Source organism: Collinsella aerofaciens (assembly GCF_015557435.1).
Lineage (GTDB): Bacteria > Actinomycetota > Coriobacteriia > Coriobacteriales > Coriobacteriaceae > Collinsella > Collinsella aerofaciens_Z.
In genome coordinates this window covers 1-20,089 of sequence record NZ_JADNOH010000001.1, presented here as the reverse complement: position 1 = coordinate 20,089, position 20,089 = coordinate 1, and the positions used below count along the sequence as shown (strand labels likewise).

At 48.4% G+C, this 20,089-nt stretch carries 18 protein-coding genes and 1 pseudogene; 3 read left to right on the top strand and 16 right to left on the bottom strand.

The genetic code is table 11. The annotated features are described in order from the left end of the window. Positions 1-319 precede the first annotated feature (319 nt). Together I2G43_RS00100 and I2G43_RS00095 are read left to right on the top strand one after the other, a co-directional pair. Positions 320-1,135 carry a hypothetical protein gene (locus I2G43_RS00100; protein ID WP_195534611.1) on the top strand — a complete coding sequence of 272 codons (816 nt, stop codon included), beginning with the start codon at positions 320-322 and terminating at the stop codon, positions 1,133-1,135. Between the two features lie 3 nt (positions 1,136-1,138). Beyond that, positions 1,139-2,323: an AAA family ATPase gene (locus I2G43_RS00095; RefSeq protein WP_195534610.1), complete on the top strand. Its 1,185-nt coding sequence runs from the start codon at positions 1,139-1,141 to the stop codon at positions 2,321-2,323. Positions 2,324-2,504: 181 nt separating this feature from the next. On the opposite strand, the gene I2G43_RS00090 is transcribed toward I2G43_RS00095, so the two are convergent. The 6 genes from I2G43_RS00090 to I2G43_RS00065 all read right to left on the bottom strand — a co-directional run bounded on the left by I2G43_RS00090 (position 2,505) and on the right by I2G43_RS00065 (position 7,944). After that, the gene (locus I2G43_RS00090; RefSeq protein ID WP_195534609.1) at positions 2,505-3,740 is read right to left on the bottom strand and encodes a hypothetical protein; all 1,236 of its coding nucleotides are present in this window, start codon (positions 3,738-3,740) and stop codon (positions 2,505-2,507) included. A 114-nt stretch (positions 3,741-3,854) separates the two neighbouring features. Beyond that, positions 3,855-4,835: a caspase family protein gene (locus tag I2G43_RS00085; RefSeq protein WP_195534608.1), complete on the bottom strand. Its 981-nt coding sequence runs from the start codon at positions 4,833-4,835 to the stop codon at positions 3,855-3,857. Positions 4,836-4,839: 4 nt separating this feature from the next. Next, a complete protein-coding gene (locus I2G43_RS00080; RefSeq protein ID WP_195534607.1) occupies positions 4,840-5,451 on the bottom strand; it encodes a hypothetical protein in 612 nt (203 codons plus the stop codon). A 196-nt stretch (positions 5,452-5,647) separates the two neighbouring features. After that, positions 5,648-6,055 (bottom strand): TIR domain-containing protein, encoded by a 408-nt coding sequence (locus tag I2G43_RS00075; protein WP_195534606.1) that lies wholly within the window; start codon positions 6,053-6,055, stop codon positions 5,648-5,650. A gap of 84 nt (positions 6,056-6,139) precedes the next feature. Continuing rightward, on the bottom strand, positions 6,140-6,895 hold the full coding sequence (locus I2G43_RS00070) for an inositol monophosphatase family protein (RefSeq protein WP_195534605.1): 756 nt from the start codon (positions 6,893-6,895) through the stop codon (positions 6,140-6,142). 2 nt (positions 6,896-6,897) lie between these two features. Further along, positions 6,898-7,944: a DUF4062 domain-containing protein gene (locus I2G43_RS00065; protein ID WP_195534604.1), complete on the bottom strand. Its 1,047-nt coding sequence runs from the start codon at positions 7,942-7,944 to the stop codon at positions 6,898-6,900. Positions 7,945-8,705: 761 nt separating this feature from the next. On the opposite strand from I2G43_RS00065, the pseudogene I2G43_RS00055 reads away from it, so the two are divergent. Next, a pseudogene (locus I2G43_RS00055) lies at positions 8,706-8,979 on the top strand (transposase); the annotation flags it as partial. Positions 8,980-9,199: 220 nt separating this feature from the next. On the opposite strand, the gene wecB reads toward I2G43_RS00055, so the two are convergent. The 10 genes from wecB to I2G43_RS00005 form a co-directional block, all read right to left on the bottom strand. Next, positions 9,200-10,294 carry a non-hydrolyzing UDP-N-acetylglucosamine 2-epimerase gene (wecB, locus tag I2G43_RS00050; protein ID WP_195534603.1) on the bottom strand — a complete coding sequence of 365 codons (1,095 nt, stop codon included), beginning with the start codon at positions 10,292-10,294 and terminating at the stop codon, positions 9,200-9,202. Next, entirely contained in the window at positions 10,294-11,592 is a 1,299-nt protein-coding gene (locus I2G43_RS00045) for a flippase (protein ID WP_195534602.1), read from the bottom strand. The genes wecB and I2G43_RS00045 overlap by 1 nt, the downstream gene beginning before the upstream one ends. Position 11,593: 1 nt before the next feature. Further along, positions 11,594-12,709, bottom strand: a complete 1,116-nt coding sequence (locus tag I2G43_RS00040) for a polysaccharide pyruvyl transferase family protein (protein WP_195534601.1) — start codon at positions 12,707-12,709, stop codon at positions 11,594-11,596. A gap of 44 nt (positions 12,710-12,753) precedes the next feature. Continuing rightward, positions 12,754-13,728: a nitroreductase family protein gene (locus I2G43_RS00035; RefSeq protein WP_195534600.1), complete on the bottom strand. Its 975-nt coding sequence runs from the start codon at positions 13,726-13,728 to the stop codon at positions 12,754-12,756. 25 nt (positions 13,729-13,753) lie between these two features. After that, the gene (locus tag I2G43_RS10625; RefSeq protein ID WP_195534599.1) at positions 13,754-14,998 is read right to left on the bottom strand and encodes an O-antigen ligase family protein; all 1,245 of its coding nucleotides are present in this window, start codon (positions 14,996-14,998) and stop codon (positions 13,754-13,756) included. Next, on the bottom strand, positions 14,998-16,107 hold the full coding sequence (locus tag I2G43_RS00025; RefSeq protein ID WP_195534598.1) for a glycosyltransferase: 1,110 nt from the start codon (positions 16,105-16,107) through the stop codon (positions 14,998-15,000). The genes I2G43_RS10625 and I2G43_RS00025 overlap by 1 nt, the downstream gene beginning before the upstream one ends. Further along, positions 16,100-17,326 (bottom strand): glycosyltransferase family 4 protein, encoded by a 1,227-nt coding sequence (locus I2G43_RS00020; RefSeq protein ID WP_195534597.1) that lies wholly within the window; start codon positions 17,324-17,326, stop codon positions 16,100-16,102. The genes I2G43_RS00025 and I2G43_RS00020 overlap by 8 nt, the downstream gene beginning before the upstream one ends. Continuing rightward, positions 17,326-18,438 carry a glycosyltransferase family 1 protein gene (locus I2G43_RS00015; protein ID WP_195534596.1) on the bottom strand — a complete coding sequence of 371 codons (1,113 nt, stop codon included), beginning with the start codon at positions 18,436-18,438 and terminating at the stop codon, positions 17,326-17,328. The genes I2G43_RS00020 and I2G43_RS00015 overlap by 1 nt, the downstream gene beginning before the upstream one ends. Continuing rightward, complete coding sequence (locus tag I2G43_RS00010) at positions 18,439-19,140, bottom strand: sugar transferase (RefSeq protein ID WP_195534595.1); 702 nt, start codon at positions 19,138-19,140, stop codon at positions 18,439-18,441. Between the two features lie 81 nt (positions 19,141-19,221). Then, a complete protein-coding gene (locus I2G43_RS00005; RefSeq protein ID WP_195534594.1) occupies positions 19,222-19,812 on the bottom strand; it encodes a hypothetical protein in 591 nt (196 codons plus the stop codon). Positions 19,813-20,089 lie beyond the last annotated feature (277 nt).

Sequence of the window (20,089 nt, the reverse complement as noted above, 5' to 3'; positions counted from 1 at the left end):
ACCGTAGTCATTTAACTCGCATGACGGAGGGGCTAAGGCAATTTAAGTCCATCAAACTATGTCACATGATTCACTATTTAATTGCAGCCAAAATGAAATCGATTGATATGTACAGTTCGCAGTACGCACCACGCCGATTAACCCCTTTCGGGACATGCAGCAATCGAAGGTGGCCGGGTCTTTCCCAGCTTCAAGTCGCCGCGCATCTTCAAGACACCGTACCCTTAGGTATAATTGACAGAACAGATGTACGAATCAAATAGATTGGAACGCTATGTCGAATAAAACCAAGGCCACAGACCTCTTCACGGTGTACTACATGAACCATTCCAAGGTTTATGAGATGCGCATGTTGCTAGACAACACACTTTGGAAAGATAGCTCGAATGAAAAAGACAAGGCTACCTCTGGAAACGCTGAAATCCACGCAAAAGGCGAAACCAAGGTTCCGATATTTCCAAAATTTACCGCGCAGGCAAACGGAAACCTCGGACATGAGAAGCGAACAAAGATGATCGATACGTTCGAGTACATAAACACAGTGAGCCGCATGCTAGCCGATATCAAAAGAAACTGCCTCGATTTTGGCAAAGAAGAGAGATCGGAGGGCGACCTTGTTTACATCGATAACGTACGCCTCTCGCTACTCAACGAGGATGAAGTGCGTACCCTCATAACAGTCATGTCGGGAACGTTCGATGGGATTACAATCCCGGAGGCTGGCGGCCTCGATGTGGGGCACCTATTTCAGTCCTTCATCAAGTCGGGCACGTCGTTCAAGCTTATCGGGAGAATTGGTGACGAGGAAAGCAGCAACATTATCTTGAAGATCCCTATTGATGGAGCGGATCTCTTCGAGAGCGGCTACTCAGTCGATGACCTTCTCATCGGCAAAGTCGGAATCATCGGAATCTGCAAGGGAAAAGTTAAACCATCGGACCTTCGCAGCTCGTACGAATACTATCAAACAAAAGGAAAGACGACTGAACCGGAGGACGACGGCTTCATTAATGGCTCATCCAAAGAACGAACGGAAGATCAAGTTGACAATCAGGCAATAGAAGAAGATGAGACCGAAGCAACCTACATCGATGTCATCGCCGTCATCCAGGCAGTCAATAAAAAGAGTGAATAATCTATGCTGAACTTAATCACATACAGAAAGGACCAGTTCGCCCGTCTTAGAAACTGGCTCGAAAGCGAAGGCTATGCCTACACCTCGGCGTTATCTCTTTCTAGCACGGCACAAATTGCGCTGCAAGCTGGAGAGGGTGAAATGGCACTCGATGTTTCATCGCTTTTATCCCTACTCGATCCCACTGTCGGCAAAGGAAGCATGGCCGCAACATTTGAAGGTCTTCTCTATCAAATGCCTGAAAACACGGTGTTCATCGCCGATGAAACAACAGCAGGCAGATACGCATACGAAATGCGCACCATATTTGACACCGTACGACAATGCGATATCGAAGGAGATACCGAAGATCAAGCCATGCCAACTGAAGAGAAACCAAAACGCCTGATAGACCTAGACGACTCAGAGACAAAAGAGTTACTCGACCAGTTCGTACACAACCTCATCGGGCAGGATAAATTCAAAGATGATTTCCGTAAACAGGTCGAAATTTTCAGGCTGTTTAACAGCATCGGAGAACAGCCGATTCTCTCCCTGTTCCTGATCGGCCCCTCCGGCGTGGGCAAAACCGAGACTGCAAGGATCCTCAGTAGCCTTCTCGCGCCGGGAGAATCGTTAGCAAAGATCAACTTCGGCAACTACAGCAGCAAGGACTCGCTCAATTCACTCATCGGCAGCCCGCGTGGCTACATGGGCAGCGAAGAGGGCGAGCTAACAATGAAGATAGAACGCAGTAAGTCGGGCGTCATTCTCATCGACGAGTTCGAAAAGGGAGATTCCGCAGTCTGGAGCTTCTTCCTAGACCTGCTCGAGAACGGCAAGTTCACGGATTCCCAGGGCGAAGAACACGACCTTAACGGCTATACCATAGTATTCACCTCGAACACACCGAGAACCGAGGTGCAGGACAAGTTCCCACCGGAACTGCTCTCGAGGCTCAATCTCAAAGTAGATTTCGCGGCCCTGAGCGATAAGGAGAAAAAGACCTTCGTAAGCAGGTACATAGCATCGGTCGCTGAAAAATACCGTTCAAGCGTCGACGAGTCTCTTGAAGATCAGAACGTTATCGCCGAACGAGCGCTTCAGGAGATCAGCACCACAAACGAAGACAACATCCGTATCCTCAAGAACAACGCGCGCAAATGGTTCGCGGACTACATCGCAGAACGAAACAAGGTAAACTCCTAGCATAAAAAGGCACTGGGGGCCAAGTTGACCCTAGTGCCCACGCGCAATAGCGACGGTACGATTTCGTAATACAAGCTAGGAATCGACCTGCGCCGACGCCCCTAAAGTAGACACACTTTTTGTCCTATAAACCAGAAGATGGTGCCCTACTAAGTAAATACCCGAACGACATTTTTGGCGTTCACAAAACCAAACGAATCAAAACTTCGCTCAACAAGTTTATTAAAAAAAGGATGACGAGATAAAAAAGCAAGGTAAGGACAGTAATACGCTTACGTGAAAATTCTAGTTGTAACGAAGTGCTGCAGTCAGATATAAGCCACTGATATACAAACATGTCGCGGTCTTTTGGAAACAGGACAGCATTACTGCACCTTACTCTAGGCTGATATTGTTCCCAAGCAACAGTTTCCAAAAGCCTAACCCTATACGGAGTAAAAACGGAATTCACTTCCCATTGTCGCGAAGCGATTACCGCAATATGCGTTTCTCCAACATCGGTTTTAGAATCAACAAGCCTACGTACGACCGAATTCGGAAGACCCCTAACCTGATTGACCGGAAGTGAAATCATGGTACGAAACGGAACAATAGGTCCAGTAATAACCTCTCTCATATCAGCGGGGCCAGATAGCAGGTCACCAAGTGACGTGAAAGGAATTCGCATTCTGAAATACAAAGATGAGGTTTTACGCGAAAGAGCCGAGACGCCGTAGGAAAGCGAAAGTAAGGACCCTCCCTCCAAATAATCAACAGTCAACCCTTCATCCCACGCAAAAGGCAGGACCAATAATGAATTTCCACAGTCATCAATAACAATTGTTTGACTGCCGCAGCACGTGGTTTTGCAATCCCGATTGAACAAAACTTGATTGAACTCGTTATCACGAAACGAGGGGGAAAGATCAACAACATCGTTCTCATCTATTCTGAAAGGAACAAAGATAAAGAGCCCCGTAATTTCGTCCTTGCATGGGATTTGAACACCGAAATCAATTTCAGAAGAACGCCCAATATCGGCCCACACGTTAATTGACAAATCAACGTGTGCTGCTGCGTTGCCGCAATTAAACACTCCAATAGCAAAACTATCGTACTCACGCTGCGCCATTCCGTTCTCCCTTAAACCGCTTTCACTTCCCCAATCATGTGTGACCGTCAAATAACGCGCGCAGCGTAATGCTTCACATGTTCTTAACGGTCGCTTGCTGCCCGAGCAAAACTGCAGGAGGCGCAACAACAGCATGTCACCGAAGGTGGCGATTGCCCTCTCACAGCACCCGTCCAAGTTCACCCCGTCACCGTACAGCAGCTCGGTCTCAGCGTCCGCCACGACGCTTAAAGCCTTTCCCACGACCCCGTGCAACAAGGAGGCTGTGTCGTACGCCAGGTCTAATAAGAATTCTGTAATAGCCATCATTCATTCTTAGAACCTGTTGTTGTGCTGATTTCAGATTCCAAGACGAAGTCCGTTCATCGTTATACGGAAATCAAGGTGTTGCCCCTACATTAACGTTTTCGACGCAATCGCCTAAATCTTCCCCGTATCGGCAAGGCGCCAATACTGCTTGCCCAGAGCCGTCAGTTCGCACGACTTAGATTCCATGGCAGCAAAATACATATGCTCGGCCCCCACTGGACGGACAAGGCCAATACCCTCCAGCTGCTGAAGGATCTTGAACTTCTCCATATTATCCTTAGTCGCATAGGGCTCAACAATTCGATGCTCTTCCCAATCGGGATTGTTGGTGGGCTCAAAAGACGGATCCAAGGACAGTTGAGCACCGGGCGCATCAAACAAAGACGGCAGCTGCCGCAAGACACTATCCGGAACCTGCGAAACGACTTTTCTTAGCGAAATAAACGAGTTGACATTAGTCCTAAACACAGGCCGCTGATCCCATGGCCCGAGAGCCTTATCAATATACGCATAGACCCCACCGGGAGTAACATGCCCCATCACGTCTGCTGCACCGCCATTTAGCGCATCCACCAGAAGCGACGTAAATGTCCCGCGCCCGTTAAGCTCCTCCGCACATTCGTTAGAACAGCATGCGCTCAGAATTGTTAGACCCTCACCAAGCAAGCAGGATGTCCCACCAAGCACTCCAGGAGTCCCCATGCACCCAGAATTACAGCTATCGAGAAGAATTACGCGATTTTTCGCTTTGGAGCTATTTGCTATCGCCAGGATCTCGTCGAGGGAAAGTTGTCCCCCTGGATAGCCCTTGCCAGATAAGATGAAACCATTTTTAGTGACGTCGCATCTTCCACCATGTCCAGCAAAATATAGCAGCGCAATCTCAGGATCCCCGGAGAAACAGTCTTCGATCATCCGCTTCAATTCAAAAGGACACTCAACGTTTCTCTCAAGATGAATGGAGAAATTAGGAGAGCCGTCGCCATTTTTCCCTAATACTTCGGCCACCGCATTGGCATCGGCAACACAACCATATAGCGGAGACGACGCATACTCATCAATACCGACAACAAGTGCCTTGCGACCTTGCATTACATCAACTCCAAAACGGTGGCAATAAAAACTCAAATAACGAAAAAAGACAAACCAAGAACAAGCATACCGAAACAGCCACGATCAGCAGAACCATCGATGCCATTAGGCACTTTCTCATGTACTCGTTCTTGCGATTAAGCGATTCAAAGTGGGACTGCACCGCCCCTACCTTACCTTCGGCAACTTCCATCGGAGAGGCAAAAGGCGCACCACGATTAATCTCGCCCGCAACGAAATCATTCAAATCCATCGGTGATGCGAGAACGCTCATCTTGAGCCTGACTTGACTAAGCAACGACAGCAGAAATGAAGCACCTAGCAGCAGCATGACGACAACATAGCCACTCGCCAGCAGAACAGACGCGGCAGCCCCGTTGTCGTTGTAGCTATATCTCTCAAATAACAGCGGGGCCACCGTCAATAAAGCGACGGAAATAATGGAGACGCAGCTTAGCAAACAGTTAGACAAATGTTCATATGAATCACGCCGACTAAGTTCTGTCTGATAAGACAGCTCGGTCATCCATGAAAGATATTCGGCAGAATAGTCAACTGAATCGAAACCCGGGACTGCACCCTCGCCCTCTATTTGCTTTCGGCTGCGTTTACCCATTTAATTCTTCTTTTTCGGACGAGGCGAAGGGAATCCAGGGCAGGGAGATCCTGCACAAGGGAAGTCGGGTATTTCCTCCGTGTTCCCACGAACAACCCTAATAGGCGGATTGGGATGATCTTTCGGCAGTTGTTTGTTGTATGACTTCTCGGAAGGACTCGAGTCGGGTTTTCGCTTCTTAAAAAACATAGTTCTCCTAAAGTGCATATTGGCGAACAGCGTTAACAATACCGTCCCTCGTCCAACCAACCATAATGTCGGCATTAGAGGACACTTCATCAGGGACACGCAACTGGCCCCGCGGCCTAACCCCGATAATGGGTTTGTTATACTTCAAAGCAGTTTCGATCTCAAAGTCGATCCACTCGCTGTAGGCGACATACATTCCAGAGAGAACAATTACGCAGCTACAGCAAGAGATTCGATTCGCGATCCTCTGCTTAAGCTCAGCTTTGCTCTTAGCGTCAATCGGATTCTCGATAGGAACAGAATAGTCCGACCACTTAAAGTAGCCGGCTGAATCAAGCCAGCTCTTTATCGTCCTATAGTCATCGCTGTAATCCCACGAATGGCTAATAAGAATGTGATAATCACGAAGACTCATATAACGCTCCCCTCTTTCAAAGCGTGATCTAATAGTTTGTACGAGTAATCGCCATGGCAATCGTCGTCAATCAATTAGTCAGAGTTAAGAAACAACTCCCTTTAAATATTCAAACGCCGTCTGCGACCCGCAAATAAAGCTGCAAGCAGATTTATACTGAAGAGGCTGTCCATTCCACTCCGAAGAGAGTCCTCCCGCCTCATCCAAGATGAGTGCGGCAGCGGCATAATCCCAAGGCTTCAGCCTCTTTTCGAAATAGCCATTAGTCCTTCCGCAGGCTATATAGCAGATTGCCAGCGCAGAAGAACACATGCGACGCAAATCCAGGCAGTCGCAAAATACTTTTTCGGCGATACCGAAAATCTCATGAGCGCCGTCTTTATGCGTTGAACCAGCACCAAACTCGATAAGGCAATTAGCGAGCTCACGGTCGGATGTTTGAATTTTATTACCATTCAAAAAAGCCCCTAAGCCCTTTTTAGCAGTAAATAATTCATCGCTATAAGGATTGTAAACAATGCCAAATATAGGCTTTTCATCACGGACAAGTGCTAGCGAAATAGTGCTTGCACGATAGTCAAAAACAAGATTTGTAGTACCGTCAACAGGATCAAGAATCCAACGAGTGGGCTTCACCTCGCCAGGGTCTTCCTCCTCACTCATAAAACCTATTTCAGGCGTTAACTCAGCAAGTGCAGACTTAACATACGAGCTAATCTTTAGATCGACTTGCGTAACAAAGTCAGCGTCACCCTTCATTGAGGACTGAGACCTCAGATCGTTATCAAAGAAAAGCGGTTTGACAGACTTAACAACATCAATAATCGCTTGATAGTCCATTTTTACCCCTCCGCCGGCAACGTACAAAACAATTCAGGACATTCGCGCTTGAGGAAACGATTCATAAGCTCCTCGCTCTCAAAGAAGTAAATCTCGCCAGACTTGCAGGCTATGTTTATATTGTTTCTGCCAACAGCATCTTGAAATGTTCCATCCATAAACGCCTCCGAGCCATCGGAAATTGCAAATTCATGGACGCCACGACGATGTCCCGCAGTCACAGATTTACCGCCAAACGCACCGTTGTCCCGTCTATATGCCTCATAGACACCGCACAGTCTTCCGTCTTGGCAAGAGTATTCGCCTTGCCATTCCGTCTTGCTCCTACCGTTGCGAGGGATAATATTTCCGTTAGCGTCAAGACTCGCCTTATGGTTGACTCCATCGACATGAACCATCGTAGCCGATTGCTTACTGCAGCTAAAAACTGCGGTCCCGACTCGGATATACGTATCATCATTCGGCGAAAGATGAACTTGACGATAGGTCCGTCCAAACTCAATACCAAAACAGCCCTGCGCGGACAATGCTCGCACCCAACCTGAAGCCGAATTTGCGCGACGATTGCCCTCAATAAAGGTAGATAGGGTCGATTTCAGAGAACTAATATCTGCAACCTGGCAGATGGTGTTTCCATTAAGGCGATCCAAGAAACCAAGCTGATTCTTTTCCGAAGTCTTCAAAGTCTCCTTTTCCGAAGAAGACAGCGACGAGATGCGTTTTAGTTCCGGCAGCTCAATAATAATGATCTTAGTGTTGTTACTTCGAGCATGTTCCAGTGCGTACACAAGCTCATATTCCGTCCAGCTACCGGTAAAATCGCCAATCTTGGTCTTAGGACCGTATTCGCTACCCATAAGAAGGATAAAGAAATCAGAGTCGTCTATAAGACGCTCGATATCATTTATCCCATCCTTTGACTGGATAACGAAATGCTCAGTTGCCACTGGAAATACGTCCAAATCAAGAAGAACGTCGAGCGTTGCTCTGCGCTCCTCTTTAAGAGAAGATACGGAGGATACAAATGCGGTGTACATCTTCCTTTGCATTTCTGCTCCAATCTAATTCGCAGATATACCTCCAATGGGCGACGGACAAATGGCCTTTATCCAACCCATTCAGTTTGATAAACGAAGATAGTGAGATGCTGAATGGCGCAGGCCAAAGCAGGAAGCCTAACCTCAGAACATGAAACGCCATCGCGGCACGGAAATAGATATCAATCTGCAGCAATCAGCGAGATGACCTAAGCGTCATCTCGCAAAAATTATTAGCATGTAGAAATGCCTCATCGTATAGCAGCATGACAACCCCCAGCAATCAGTTAACCTCATAGAAAGGTCAACGTGCGGACATAAAACGTCATGCTCCAGACACTGAACGTCTGAGTAGATATTACCCCCATGCACGTGCAGCAGAACCATTGTTTATTAGTTTTTCGTCAAACGGTGGTGACGCATAATATCTTTTATAAATTGACAACCGCATAGCGGAACACGGCCCGCACCCCGTCATATGATTTCCAGCGGCCAAACAACAAATCATTGACGAAAGGGCGCGGGCCGTGTCTGTGAATATCGTTATCAGTCGACGGGGAGTTGCTGCGCAATGACATATAGAACCTGATGAGGAAGACCGTCGAGGAAGCGCTTAACGCGCTGCTCGACAAGGAGGCGTCCGAGCTTGTCGGGGGGCCGAGCGCTACGAGAGGACGGCGGGCCGGGATGGCTACCACGGCGGCCGCTACGCGAGAAAACTCATCACGGTCGTCGGGGAAGTCGATCTCAGCGTGCCGAAGCTCTGCGGAACGGCCGCGAGAACGATACGCGACGGGTTCGCCGAGACGCTTGCCTACACGGAATTCCCGTCTGAGCACTGGCGCCAAATCAGGACGAACAACGGGATCGAGCGCATCAACCGCGAAATCAGGAGGAGGACGAGGGTCGTCGGGATCTTCCCGGACGGCAACTCGGTCCTCATGCTGGTGACGGCGAGGCTGAAGCACAAAGTGAAGCAAGAGGGAGTACCTGGATATGTCGAAGCTGGAGGAGATGGACGAACTGAAGGGAAAGACGGAGGGCTAAAAGAAGACGGGGCCGAGGCCGGTTAAATCAATTTGCGAAAGATTTTTGACGGCACCTCAACCAGTTCTATTTAACAGCTCATTTGAAAAGTCAGTTCCAAAAACTCAGCAAAAGCAGCAATGCCGACCTCATCCCCTCGCATGCGCGTGACGACAAGGTCGGCATTGTCTTTCTTGTTTATGTTCCAAAAGAGCAGCTTCATAAAACAGCTCAGAGAAAACTACTGCGCCAGCACGTCCGCGATGCGCTCGCTCGCATGTCCGTCACCGTAGGGGTTCGAAGCGTGGCTCATGGCCTCGTACTCGGCCTGATCGGAGAGAAGGCGACTGAACTCGCGGTAGATGACGTCCTCCTCGGTGCCGACGAGCTTCAGCGTGCCGGCCGCCACGCCCTCGGGGCGCTCGGTGGTGTCGCGCATGACGAGCACCGGCTTACCCAGGCTAGGGGCCTCCTCCTGGATACCGCCGGAGTCAGTGAGGATGAGATGGCTCGCCGCCATGAAGTTGTGGAAGTCGAGCACCTCGAGCGGGTCGATGATGTGGAGCCTGTCGAAGCCGTCGAGCTCCTCGTGCGCTGCCTTGCGGACGAGCGGGTTCATGTGGATGGGGTAGATCGCCTTGGTATCGGGATGCTCCTCCATCACGCGGCGGATGGCGCGGAACATGCGGTGCATGGGCTCGCCCAGGTTCTCGCGGCGGTGCGCCGTGATGAGGATGAGGCGGGAGCCCTCCGCCCAGGCGAGCTCGGTGTGGGAATATCCCTCGCGTACGGTGGTGCGCAGGGCGTCGATGCCGGTGTTGCCGGTGACCCAGATCTTGGACTCGGGCTTGCCCTCGTCGAGCAGGTTCTGCTTGCTGGCCTCCGTGGGGGCGAAGTAGTACTCGCTCACGATGTCGACCGCCTGGCGGTTGAACTCCTCCGGCCAGGGGCTGTAGATGTCGTGCGTGCGCAGGCCCGCCTCTACGTGGCCCACCGGGATCTGCAGGTAGAAGCACGCGAGCGCAGCGGCGAAGCTGGTCGTGGTGTCGCCGTGGACCAGGACGACGTCGGGCTTCTCGTCCTCGAGGACCGCCTTGAGCTTGAGCAGCACGTCGCATGTCACGTCGAATAGCGTCTGGCCCGGCCTCATGATCGCCAGGTCGTGGTCGGGAGCCACACCGAAGACGCGCAGCACCTGGTCGAGCATCTCGCGGTGCTGACCCGTCACGGTCACGACGGTCTCGAACTCCTCCTTGCGCGCCTTCAGCTCGTTGACGAGCGGGCACATCTTGATTGCCTCCGGGCGCGTGCCGAAGACGAGCATGATTTTTTTCATTATCGGTCCTTTCTCATGTGCTGAGCCTTATGGGCATGAGAGCTATAAGAAACAGCGGACGATTGCCTAACTACAGAAAGAAGAGCCAAAAACAAAGCTACCGTAAGGACAGCCTCGGATATCGCAATAGCTGACGCAACACCCATGGCGCCCCAAGCATGGCCAAGCCAAACGTTAAGCACCAACGAAAGAACGGAATCGACAATCATAAGCAAGCTATATAGGGACTGATATCCAAAAGGAATGAGAAGCTGAACACCGAGAAAATTGTTTACGATGCCCAGCAACACCCAAATAGCAAGCGGAATGAGTGTATCAGCGCAAACTAGATACTCTTTGCCATAGAGAATCTCGACTACAGGATTGCGAAGGATCGCCATACCAAATAAACCAGCCGCAAACAATACGACCACGGGAATACCAAACTTAGCAACAAGCCGCGCCGCGGAGCGCCGAGATTTCATTCGTTCTTCGTTTACGCGCGGATACAGCGCTTGGCCAACAGGAGTAAACATCAGGCTCGCCATTTGCGGCACCTTCAAAATGGCAGCATACGAGCCAACGACCGCGCTTGGCTGACAACCGCCGAGCACCGTAACGCCAACATTTCCAATGATCTTGCCGGCGGCAGATGAAAGAAAAATCGGCATTCCGTCTCGCATCTCACCGAGTATCTGCTTTATAGATGCAAAACCCATTTTGATCCCATAGCGCTTCCAAGCAAATACATGAGTAATAACACCCGAAGCAAGGAAAGTAATTGAATACAGGAACGAGTAAAGCATCAATTGACCGGGGTTATTTATAAGGAGGAAAATCAGAATGACAGAAAGCCCTCGCGCAGCCGCCGTGGCTATAGTGATGACCTTCATGTCCTGCAAACCCTGAAAAAGCCAGTTAAGCTGTAAAGCAATGCCAACAAGCATAGAAAACAACGCAAGCATACAGGATAGCTGGTCCCCGGTTGCGGCCGACGTAATACCGAGAATTATTACTACGACAAAGCAGGCGGCAACAAGTCCTAGTCGAGCAATAACGACAGCGGACACGAGGTCGTTAAGCTCTTCCCCATCTTTAACCTCAACGACCTTTTTCGTTGCGCTCAGGTTGAAACCAAACTCGACAACAAGCTGAAAATAAGTTATCCAATTAAGAGCAATAGAGAACACGCCGTACCGTTCAGCACCGAAGACACGGGTAACGTAAGGCACCGTAACAAAAGGCAACACAATATTTATTGCCTGCAACGCAAGCAGCCAGCCAGTATTCTGAAGAAGCTTTTTCTCTTTAAAAGCCAAACTAATTCTCCTTCGTCATCTTCTCGAGGAACAGCAGTTGTGCCTCGCGAACACGCCCGATTCCTTCCTGAGCAGCGGGAGCAGAACGCCCACATAACTCACTGACAAGGGCGCTCGCAGAAGTAGAATCGACCGCAACGCTTCTCCAAGGTTCTCCAACCTTGCTTAAAAGATCCCTCTTGCGGAAGTCACTAGAATTTGATTTTGGTTCAAAAGACACAAAACGCTTTCCGAATAGCAGTGAAAACGCCGTTCCATGGAAAGAGTCCGTACAGACAAAAGAAGCGCCCGCGAATAGCTTAAGGAAATCCTCAGGGCCAGCATCAGTAATCATCTCGGGCTTAAATGAGTCACGCCCAAAACGCACATTTATAACCTTCAAGGGCAATCCAAGCTCAGATGCAGCCTGCTCAGTAAGCTCCAAATATCGCGCAGAAGCCTCTTTATTAATGTAGTAGCCCAAAACATACCCACGGTCTTCAACCGAAGTATCGACAGCTTGCGCCCAACGCTTTGAATCCAAAAGGAAAACAGGGTCGTCAACCACCTCGGGAGACCGCCCGCATAAGCTATTAACCACGGGTGCATCAGTATTCTCTCTTACACAGAGGACATCGAAGGAAGCTAGGTCATCTGAAAAAGGAACTAATTCAGTTTCAGTAGCGCTGCCGAGACTTGCCGCAAAACTGCCCTTACGAGCCGACGTTTCAAAGGGAAAAAGGAAAGCTTCATCGAAATCGGCAATATTAGGATTGAAAACCTGGTCGCTACCAGAGATAAGGAGATCGAAACTTTCTTCATTAACAAAATCGCGTATCTCGTCAATTGAATAAAACCGAGGCGTCAGATGAAGGTAACGCGACTCATATTCAGCAAATTTGCGCTCCTTAGAACGCCTTTTGCCTTCAAAAGGAAGCAACGCGACATTAACCGCTAAATTTGATAGAAAACCATCCCTTTTGTGGTGAAGGGAATTATTGCGCTCCTGACGAACATTTTGATAGTTAAGCACCCAAACATCATGACCCATGGAGCAAAGCTGATCTTGCAGTGCGTAGCACTGCAAGATCGCACCGTAGTTGCGGGCAAAATGGTAGGTAATGATTCCAATTTTCATTTAATAATTCCCAATCAAATAATACTCTAGCGAGCATCCCAACGTTAATCTGCCCAACACGCGACTTCGGAAACAGGCATTCTCCGAGCAACGGGTCTCGCGAACGTTTCTTTTGGATAGCCAAATCCGACGACCGCAATGATCACTTCATTTGCTGAAATGCCTAAGGACGAGCGCATCTCTTTTCCCGAGTCACCAACAACCCACTGGAAAATACATGAACCAATCCCATAAGCCTTTAAAGCCAAAACAAAGGACTGGAGATAGATGCCGCCGTTGATAAACCATTGGTTATATTCGGCGCATGAAAACAGAGAAGTGTCGGCAGTAATAACTGCCCATTGGAAAATTGATTGCTCAAACCCTTTATTGCCACGCACGGCAGCGGAGACAACCTGAGCAGATTTTGTTCCGGAAAAATACACGCGGCTTGGTTGGCGGTTGCACGCCGAAGGCGCGCTCTGCGCAAGCTCAACAACTTGCGTCAGCGTTTCCTGAGGAACAGGGGCTGAATCAAATGACCGAACACTATGTCTCCCGTTAATAAAATTGATCGCATTCTTATCGCAATCAGAGGCAGAAGCAAAAGAATCGGAAACAATTCCAGCCCTATCACTCAAGTCAATTCGGCCAACTTCATATGAAGTTTGTTCAGCGAGCGATTCAAAACCAGGCTGCCATTTAGAGCAATCAAGTCCAAGCTGAGCTCGACGAACAAGCCAGTTCTCAAGTGCCGCCATGGACTCGGTAAAAGCATATGAATGATTATCAAAAGAAGGATCTTTTGCTGCAAGCGTTAAATAATCAAGGAGACGGTCGGCCTTTTGTATTCCAAAATCATCGCGACAGCCTTCAATACAAAGAGCTTTCTCAAATGAATGAGCAATAAGAAGAGCATCGCGATATAGCGTATTCAAGTTCTTCTGATCTTCATTTCCCAGTAGACGATTTATTCTCGAAGCAAGCAAAGCACGCCTCAAGCGGTTGTATATTAGCTTTACGGCCCAAAGATCTTTCACTTTAACCATCCTAATTATCGATATCCTATATAAACGATTGAATTGCAGCCCGGCTATCTTCTCGCAACGAAAGCTGATTATCAGAATGGAAAAATCTATAAATGACAATCACGATGAAGAAGATATAGACGATATCGCGTCCCTCCACTTGCGCATGCAATAAAAAGGTGAATAAAAAAATGTTAAAAAAAGGATCCGAAGGTTTAACCCTCGCCTGAAGGACAGTAAATACAACAAAGGAAAATGCAAGCAACCCGCCGGAAATTAATATAGACAAATAGCTGTTATGAGGATTACCAGTATTAAACAGTCCAGTAATTGTTAGCGCCCTAACAAGATTATTGAAACTAACAGCGCTGTAGCTGCCTAAGCCGAGCAAAGGACTCATGGAAAATAGCCTAAAACCAAATGCCCATAAAAATGAACGCTCGGTAAAGGTTGAATTTCTCCCCAATAATTCAAAAATCCCAGTTAAGCCACTAATTGTGCTTTGTCCATAAACGAAAATCGCAAAAAAGGCGATATTAATACCTAGAGCAAGCGAAAAAGAGAACTTAAAAGACTTATTGAAGAAAGCTAGAGTTAGAAGGAGAACTAGTAAAACACCCACCAACTTGCCAGACGCAATATCCCTTAGCATTGAAAAGAGGAGCAAATTGCTGAGCGAAACGACTGGAATGCAACAAGCCGCATCCTCTAGATTTCTTTTATACATTTCCAAAACAGAGGAAACCATATAAATGGGGATAAGAGAGTTGTCCGCACCCAGTAGAAATATCGTGGGAGCGCCAGTCACATCTCGAAACATTGCATTTCGGAAAATAAGGGCAGTGAGGGTATTGAGCGAAATCATTAATATTGAAAATCTTGATACACGTCGAACTACCTCTATATCTCTTCTATAAAACAACATGTCTGCTGTCACCAATAGAGGCAACAAACAAAACACCTCATTGAGTGATATCTGCATCGATGCATCATTTACGTATGTTGAAAATAATAGAGTGGCACAATATCCAGCAATTCCAAAATGCACCTTATTCAGCCGAACATCGCCCCGAGCATAAACAAACAGAGCGAGCAGTAATTGAATTACGGCAAGACCATAGTAAATTACGCCAAATTTCGGAATTAAATATGAGATTGAGCCCAGCTTAAAAACATACAGAATACCAATGTAAATACAAAGATCTGAAAGTTTTATTTCACTAGCCTTAAGATGCGTATTTGCTTTAGCATAACTCAGGCTCTTCTTAAAACATTTTTCCACTATTTTACACAGCCCAACTTTACAAGCAGCGAGCGCATAGTCTGCGTGTTATCAGTCGAATTGAAGAAATTAAAAGCAGATGCCGAATATTTTTCATAATTCTGATCGAATTGCAAAATTGCATCAGCGATTTTGTCTGGCTGAAAGTCAACACACATACCGCTACCGCTAGCCTCAACAGTTGAAACCAAACCAGGCAAACGATTAGCAAGCGTGGGGAGACCAAATGCTGCATACTCATATATTTTATTAGGCGCGCAAAAGGCCTTATTAAGCGATGTGTCATCATAAAGCACGACGCCAATTCGCGACCTTGCAGTAATTTCCAAATGCTTTGGCGCTGGAACAAAACCATACACAAAAGTATCCGGGTAAATCTCCTTCATTCGTTCAGTCGTACCGTAGCGATCTTTTCCCATAAGAACGAAAGCGTAATCAGACTCCATCATACGAAGAGCCTCAGCGATGGGCGCAACATATTCAGGACGCTGGAATAGCCCCTGGTAAAGAAGGATCTTTCTTCCGTCAAGCTCATCCAAGATCTGCTTTGTGACGTTTGTCGAAACAGAGGGGATTTCACCCGATTTGAGCCCGTATGGCTTATTCGGGAAAACTGAGGGAAGCGAATTCAGCCCCCATTTAATTTTCATATAGTAGGCACGATTTAACTCGCAACACGTAACTGCAAGAGCCTTGCGACAAACCGCCGCAAATAGTCGTTCTTTTGTCGGTTGATCATCACACAGCTCAAGCGCCGTGGCCACATAGGGAATACCGGAAAGTGCCCCGTAAAGCGGAAGCGCGGATTCAGCAGTTCCAAACCAGATAAGATAATCCATTGGCTCTTTTTTTAGGCGAGTGAGAACGGCTTTGCGGAAATGAGTCCAGTTATTCAATGTATCCAGTTTTCCGCCAACGCTCAGATGCGGATCAACGAGCTCCGTAAAAGGAATGCCCTCGCTTTTTAGAATTTCCTTAGCCGTATCCTTGCTGGAACCAAACCAGACTTCAATCTGCACGCCCAAATCTTTAATCATTCTTATTTGTGACATGCAGGGGGGATAGAACGCTAAGTCCGACTTAACGATATATATAATCCTCTTAAACATATAACCCCTCGTAAAGATTGATAACCCTCTTTGCGTAAGTCTCATAGCTTCGGTCTTCTTGGAGAGAAGGCACCGAGAGGCTGGTTGATTCACAAAGCTTTTCGTAATATCTGCTGTCTTCTAGCTTGGAAATCGCCTCGCAAAGAGAGGAAGCATCACCATTTTTAAATAGGAGACCATTTTCACCATCCTTGATATATGCAATAGCTCCACAGGTATCCGGAACGATTGATGGAATACCAGCGGTGAGCATGGCTTCAAGGCACACCAAAGGCGAAGCTTCATACCAAGATGAAGTCATCACCAAGGCTTTAGTTGTTTTGAACTGTTCAGCGAGAACATCCTTATCACACCAACCCAAAAAATTTAGATTTGGATAAGCGTCTCTTAGCCTCTCGAACTCAGGACCAGATCCACATAACGTTCCTGGCAAGCCCAACGATGTGAGAGCCCTGCAAAACAACTCGGGGTTCTTCTCCTTATCGAAACGACCCACAAACAAGTAACCGCTCTTTTCAGACGGTATACCAGGCGAAAACTCTCCTTCAACAGAAATAGGATTGGGGAGAATGCACGGCATGCCATCATCGAATTCACTCCCGCGCATAATATCGTAGGTAAAATCCGAAAGGTAACAGAACTTTGGATGAGCACGCCTGATTGAGCGATTTTGAAGAGCGATGCGAGCCACTCGATACAGCTTCTGTCCATAGCTTCTCTTATCACAATTGCATTGGATGCACTTTGCGGAACATGGTTTCAAATGGCAGATTTCATGCTTCTTAAAATCATAAAACCCACCATTAGGGCATACAAGAAAATATTCATGGAGTGTAACGAGCACGTTAAAGCCTAAATCGGCGATAGCATCAAAAATTGAAGATGAAAGCGCATGAGTCCATGAATGGACATGCACGACAGTGTCATCAGGATTATATTCGTTTAATAGAGAGCAAAACTTCTTATAAGTTTTACCGCTGTGCAGCCCATTAATGGCACCGGAAACCTTATTAGTCGATTCGAGAAACGGCCTCTCATTTGCGACAACAACCCTAAAACCGTTAAGGCGGCTATGTATTGGCCCGCAACCAGCAAAGTAAACAACGTTATATCCGCTGTCACGAAGAACCACGGCAGTGATATAGGCGATTTGGGCAGTTCCACCAAAATTATCAGCAGTGTCATCAACAATAATGACGTTTTTGACTCTTTTGTCCATCAAATTATATCTCCGTTTGCTAGCTGCAAATATCGCCTTGAAAGCCAATCAGCCTGTTGATCAATGTTGTAATTTGCAAATGAATCAAGAGAGTTGGATTTACGTCCCTCATAAGACTTTTTTGAAAGAGAGCAAATCGCATCAGCCCATTCGACAGGAGTATCAATGGGCAGAAACGTACATTCCCCTGTTACATCCACCTCACGCGGAATAACATCACTTAGCAGACATGGCAAACCAGACACCTGAGCCTCGACATCAACGAGGCCCAGGCCTTCATAAAGGCTTGGAAGAACGAACACATCAAATGCCTGGTATAGTCGATTTACATCGTTTCTCTGTCCCAAGAATTTAACGCAGTCTGAAAGGCCGCGTTCATCCACCAATGCCTTTATTGAATCCTCGTCTTCACCGGAGCCGACAAGCAACAGAACAGCGTCGTCGCGGCGTTTTGCGACTTCGGCGAAAACATCGATCAAGAACGGATGATTCTTCTGCGCCATAAACCGACCAACATGCCCAATTACAAACTGACCGCCAACAAGGCCCAGGTCGGCTCGTGCTTGTTCGCGAGCCTCTGCATTGAAGCGGAAGCTGTTCAAATCAATAGCGTTGTATACAACCTCGAAGTTAGCATCTTTGCCGAAAAGCCACTCACCGGCAAACCGGCTACATGCAAAGCGATACGTCGGATATCGGTTTGATTGCGTTTTCAGCACAGCCTTAAGAGCATTCTTGGCATACTCACCCTTACCGCTCGTAGAGTGGCTATGGGCGATACGCACGGGGACACCCGCCTTCTTCGCAGCGCGAAGTGGAAAAACCGAAAGCGCATTGATGTGACTGTGTACGATCTTCCAGCCCTCTTCCCTAAAGAGGCGCTGAAGCTCTCGCTGGTATTCAATTACGTGCTGGTAGGGCGGAATCTCGAAAACTCTGCCACCGAGTGATTCAATCTCCTCGCGAGGGACAAGCGACGAATCGGAATCGATAAGGAAATCAAACTGCACTTTGCTACGATCAATATGACTGTAGTAATTCATGACGACGGCCTCAACGCCGCCGCCATTCATTTTTCCGACTATCTGCGCGACACGAATTGGATTAGTCATCTAACGCCCCGTCCTCTTCTTGCCGAACATGGCACCAAAGGTGCCGGTAAAGCATTTCCAGTCCATTCGGAAGCAACGGTTGCGCACGTAGTTGAGCTCGATTTTCTGTCGCAAACCGCTCTCGAAGGTGGCGGCGTTGCGATCGGTCGCCTGCCAAAGGCCCGTAATGCCAGGCTGGACAGACAAAAGTTCTGCCTTTTCCTCGTCGGAAAAGTGCTGCTCGAGCTCATCTCTTGTAATGGGACGCGGACCGATGACGGAAAGGTCACCATTCAGCACGTTAAGGAACTGCGGTATCTCATCGATGGAGCACTTGCGGATGAACTGACCAACCTTGGTAATGCGTGGGTCGTCGTCGACCTTGCGCTCGACCTCCCACTGATGCAGCTGCTCGGGACTCAGATATTTCTGCACGTTGCCGGCGTCGGTGACCATGCTGCGAAGCTTAAGAATCTTGATGGTCTTACCGCCTTTGCCCACACGCTCCTGCGCATACACAGGACTTCCAGAAGACTCGAAGCAAATAAACGCGCACACAACGGCAATAGGAATACACAGCACCACACTCACGCAAAGGCTGAACACAAAATCGAACAGCCTCTTCAAAAAGCGGTAGGCCAGCGTGCCGCTCGGTTGTATCTTCTGAATAGCCAGCGTCTCCCCCATGGATGCGCCACTCTCAGTTATCTCTTTAGTAGTCACGTTCAAATCCACGTCCCTGATTCCAGGGATCCCCCAATCGATGAATTCAAATTGCGAATGAATTGCCGGCGCACGTCTCCCTTACGTCTTACTGGGCACGTCCAACGGAAGCAGCTCCCTAAAAGCGGAGTCGCCATCGCCCACGTCTACCAGGCACCAGCGCTTATGACGGTCTATCTTCTTTACACGGGCCTCTTGCCCCACCAAGGGCCCCTGTTCTATGTGCAGCACGCCGTCTTCTATGCGGGCGACGCTGTTGCGCACCACGCCGTCGTCGTCCAGCACGCTGCGGTACCAGTCCTGCGCGTCGTCCGGCATGGGCATGTACGCCCGCTCCCTACTGCCGGCGATACGACAGCCAAAGCTCAGCTGGGCCAAGGCCCTATCGAGCGCGGCGGCATCGTGCGTGGCGACGAAGAAATATTCCTTGTACATGGGTTTGGTTTGGAGCGACCAGGCGCCGTCCCGCTTAAACCAGAACTCCTTTTGCAGCACAAAAGCGTCCTGCATTAGGCTATGCGGGATGATGCAGCGGACCTTTTCGCAGGTCTCGCGCTCTTTTCCATTGGGGGTGTGAACCAGATACCAGCGGACGCGGCCGTGCTGGCTGTTGGTAGTTACGCCGTTAAATGCGCCCGGCAGCTTTTCTTGGCGCCGTGCCGTCTGCTCCATGTTCTCGCCCCCTTTTTCTTGCTTTGCGGCACACGCAAATGCAGGGGCGTTTAGAACAGGCTTCTCGCTCGCAAGTAGGCGCAGTCGCAAAAGTACAGGTTTTTGTATCTTTCGACATAGGCCTTTATACGAGCAATTATTCCGCGTTTGCCCAGATTACGCGAAATGTACTGCCAGTAGATACATCTCCATACCCCTCTACAAAAACCTGTACCTTTTTGTGCAATCAGAACCACCCTTAAAAAGGGTGGTTTGCTCTTAGGGTATAACCCACGGG

Bases quoted from the DNA above. Each gene is read 5' to 3' on its own strand.
- I2G43_RS00100 (WP_195534611.1), top strand. From the start codon at position 320: ATGAACCATTCCAAGGTTTATGAGATGCGCATGTTGCTAGACAACACA.
- I2G43_RS00095 (WP_195534610.1), top strand. From the start codon at position 1,139: ATGCTGAACTTAATCACATACAGAAAGGACCAGTTCGCCCGTCTTAGA.
- I2G43_RS00090 (WP_195534609.1), bottom strand. From the start codon at position 3,740: ATGGCTATTACAGAATTCTTATTAGACCTGGCGTACGACACAGCCTCC.
- I2G43_RS00085 (WP_195534608.1), bottom strand. From the start codon at position 4,835: ATGCAAGGTCGCAAGGCACTTGTTGTCGGTATTGATGAGTATGCGTCG.
- I2G43_RS00080 (WP_195534607.1), bottom strand. From the start codon at position 5,451: ATGGGTAAACGCAGCCGAAAGCAAATAGAGGGCGAGGGTGCAGTCCCG.
- I2G43_RS00075 (WP_195534606.1), bottom strand. From the start codon at position 6,055: ATGAGTCTTCGTGATTATCACATTCTTATTAGCCATTCGTGGGATTAC.
- I2G43_RS00070 (WP_195534605.1), bottom strand. From the start codon at position 6,895: ATGGACTATCAAGCGATTATTGATGTTGTTAAGTCTGTCAAACCGCTT.
- I2G43_RS00065 (WP_195534604.1), bottom strand. From the start codon at position 7,944: ATGCAAAGGAAGATGTACACCGCATTTGTATCCTCCGTATCTTCTCTT.
- wecB (WP_195534603.1), bottom strand. From the start codon at position 10,294: ATGAAAAAAATCATGCTCGTCTTCGGCACGCGCCCGGAGGCAATCAAG.
- I2G43_RS00040 (WP_195534601.1), bottom strand. From the start codon at position 12,709: ATGAAAATTGGAATCATTACCTACCATTTTGCCCGCAACTACGGTGCG.
- I2G43_RS00025 (WP_195534598.1), bottom strand. From the start codon at position 16,107: ATGTTTAAGAGGATTATATATATCGTTAAGTCGGACTTAGCGTTCTAT.
- I2G43_RS00020 (WP_195534597.1), bottom strand. From the start codon at position 17,326: ATGGACAAAAGAGTCAAAAACGTCATTATTGTTGATGACACTGCTGAT.
- I2G43_RS00015 (WP_195534596.1), bottom strand. From the start codon at position 18,438: ATGACTAATCCAATTCGTGTCGCGCAGATAGTCGGAAAAATGAATGGC.
- I2G43_RS00005 (WP_195534594.1), bottom strand. From the start codon at position 19,812: ATGGAGCAGACGGCACGGCGCCAAGAAAAGCTGCCGGGCGCATTTAAC.